The organism is uncultured Slackia sp. (genome assembly GCF_944321625.1).
Lineage (GTDB): Bacteria > Actinomycetota > Coriobacteriia > Coriobacteriales > Eggerthellaceae > Slackia.
Genome location: NZ_CALUMA010000012.1, coordinates 1 through 2,550, shown reverse-complemented (window position 1 = coordinate 2,550; position 2,550 = coordinate 1). Strand labels below are relative to the sequence as shown.

Here is a 2,550-nt window from a genome sequence, read left to right as displayed (position 1 = left end):
CGAGCGTCATCGAACGGTACAGGCTCAGACCGATGGCTCGGGGTTTTTCGGGGTCTTTGAACTGCGCGGGGGCTGCTCCGATCGATTGCGCGTAGGCGTCAAAGGTCGCATCGTCAAGATAGAACGTCGTAGTGTTGCGCAGGTAGTCGCCGTTTTCCGTATAAGGGGAAGGCACCCAATCGTCGGATATGTCGCGATACTCAGCCTCGTATGCCTCCCGTGCCGCCTCATCCAGCATGGCTGCGGGTATGAACGACGGGGATTGACCTTGCAGCGCGACGTGCTCGACCTTCACGCCTTCGGTTCCGTTGACTTCCTGTATGAATTCGTCAAGCGTGTTGAACGCGCTTCTAATGTAGTCTTCCGAACCCGAGTCTGACGGTGCATCAAGGCTGAACGATGCCGATATATCGCGCTCGCCGCCCGACCTGCTTTCGGCGTGGCCGACGAACGGATCCATGTACAGTTTGACGCTTCCGCACATGATGAGCAGCAGGACGCTTACGGCGAGCGATGCCACCACGGTGCGCCCGCGGCTTGAGGCGCGTTCGCGGCTACGAGTGGCAAGGACGCCGGGAATGCCAAACAGGCGTCCGGCGATGCCGCGATGCAGGGCAAACGAACCGGCTGCCTCGTAGGCCGCTGCGGATCCATTCTCCCGCGCAGCATCGCGCAAGGCGCGCACCTCCTTGTGCTGACGCTTCAGGGCGTGCTTGGTAAGCCTCACGTCCTGCGTTTGACGGATGGCGTCAACGGCCGAAACGCGTGAGGCGCGCAATGCTGGAATCCATGCGCTCACCAGCAGTATGAACAGGCTGAATGCTTCGCACCCCACAACAGCAACGGGGCTTACCGTGAAGGGTATGCCATCTTCAAGCGCGATGGCGCTACCCAGGGCGTCGGAGGTGAAGTGCAGCGTTACGCCCACTCCAGCAAGGCCCAGCACGATGCCTAGCGGGATGGCGATAGCGCCCAGCGCCAACGCCTCGAACAGCACCGAACGGCGCAGCTGGCGCTTCGATGCCCCGATGGAGGACAGCATGCCAAATTGTCGCGTGCGCTCTGCCACGCTGATGGAGAACGAGATGTAGATGAGCGAGATGCCGGCAAGCGCGATGACGGCGGTGAGCGTGACTGCAATCACGAACAGTGTGTCGTAAGCGGCGCGTCCGTCGGTGATGCCCACGTAGCGCAACAGGTTGGTATGGATGAGCGCATCGCCCATGTTGTGGCTCGCGATGAAATCGTTCATCTGGTCGACCGAGGCGAACCCTGTTGTAGTCAGGTAGGCTCCGGTAATGGCGTCTGGGCTGCCCGATGCCTGGGATGTGGGGGCCGTGATGCCGATGATACCGGCGCCGGTGGCGACGAAATCATTGCCATAGAAAGTTCCCAGATTGTTATAGAACCCGACGACGGTATAGGAGCGTTCCTGGGTGTTTTCCAGACGCTCAACCGCGGTTCCGTATTGCTGTGCTCTTTCCTCATCCTTCACCGAGTCGGTGCTGTCAAGACGCATATCCTGTCCCGTGGAATCGTCCTCCATGAGGCGCTCTCCCAATGAGAGCGTGACCGTGCTGCCTCGTTGCAGGTCATCGGCATGCACGCCCGATTGACCTTTGCCAAGCGTTTCGCCTTTGAGAATGACGGGAAGGGCTATTTCGTCGTCGCTTTCGGGCATGCGCCCTTCCTCGATGGTGGGCATCAGGGTCAGGGGTATGCCGTCTTTCTCGAAGGAACCTTTCACGACGGTGGGTGCCGTCTTCACCGTCAGGTAGGTGCCGAAGATGTCTTGCTCCTCGTTTGAGAATGCTGCGGACCCAAGCTCTTCATAGGTCGCCATTGCGCTTACGTGGTCGCTCTCTGCGACCTGAGCGAGGTCATCCTCCGCAACGTTGGAAGCGAAGATGTGCCACGACCCCTCCGATTCCAGCGTGCGTTGGAAAAGACCTGCGTTCAGGCTGGTCACAGTGGTGAAGATGGCGGTGATGAGCGCGCAAGAAAGCGCGATGCCCACGATTGAAACGATGGTGCGCGCACGATTTTGGGCAAGCGAGCGCAGCGTGAAATTGCTCATGACGCTCATTTGCGGATCCTTTCGTCGCGTACGACACGGCCGTCCTCGATGGCCACGATGCGGTCGGCGGTGAGTGCAATGTCCTCATCGTGGGTGATGACCACCAAGGTCTGGCCCAGTTGCTTGTTGGAGCTGCGGAGGAGCGCCATGATGTCGCGGCTGTTGCGCGAATCCAAGTTGCCCGTGGGCTCGTCCGCTAACACAACGGCGGGCGCATTCATGAGTGCGCGGCCGATCGCCACGCGCTGCTGCTGACCGCCGGAAAGCTGGTTGGGCAGGTGTGCCTCAAAGCCGCGCAACCCCAACGAGTCGATGATCCACGAAAGCCGGTCGGCGTTCACCGCGCGGCCGTCTAGCGCCACAGGCAGCGTCATGTTCTCGACCACGTTGAGCACAGGAATCAGGTTGTAGAACTGGTATACCAGTCCGACTTCGCGTCGACGAAACACGGCAAGCTGCTCGTCGCTGCGCGC

General features: G+C 60.5%; 2 protein-coding genes. Both read right to left on the bottom strand.

Annotated features, from left to right (window positions below; genetic code table 11):
- A partial coding sequence (locus Q0J60_RS01025) for an ABC transporter permease (protein WP_294438342.1) occupies positions 1–2,086 on the bottom strand: 2,086 nt, incomplete at its 3' end.
- On the bottom strand, positions 2,083–2,550 hold a 468-nt coding region (locus tag Q0J60_RS01020; RefSeq protein ID WP_294438341.1), incomplete at its 5' end, for an ABC transporter ATP-binding protein. The genes Q0J60_RS01020 and Q0J60_RS01025, both read right to left, overlap by 4 nt.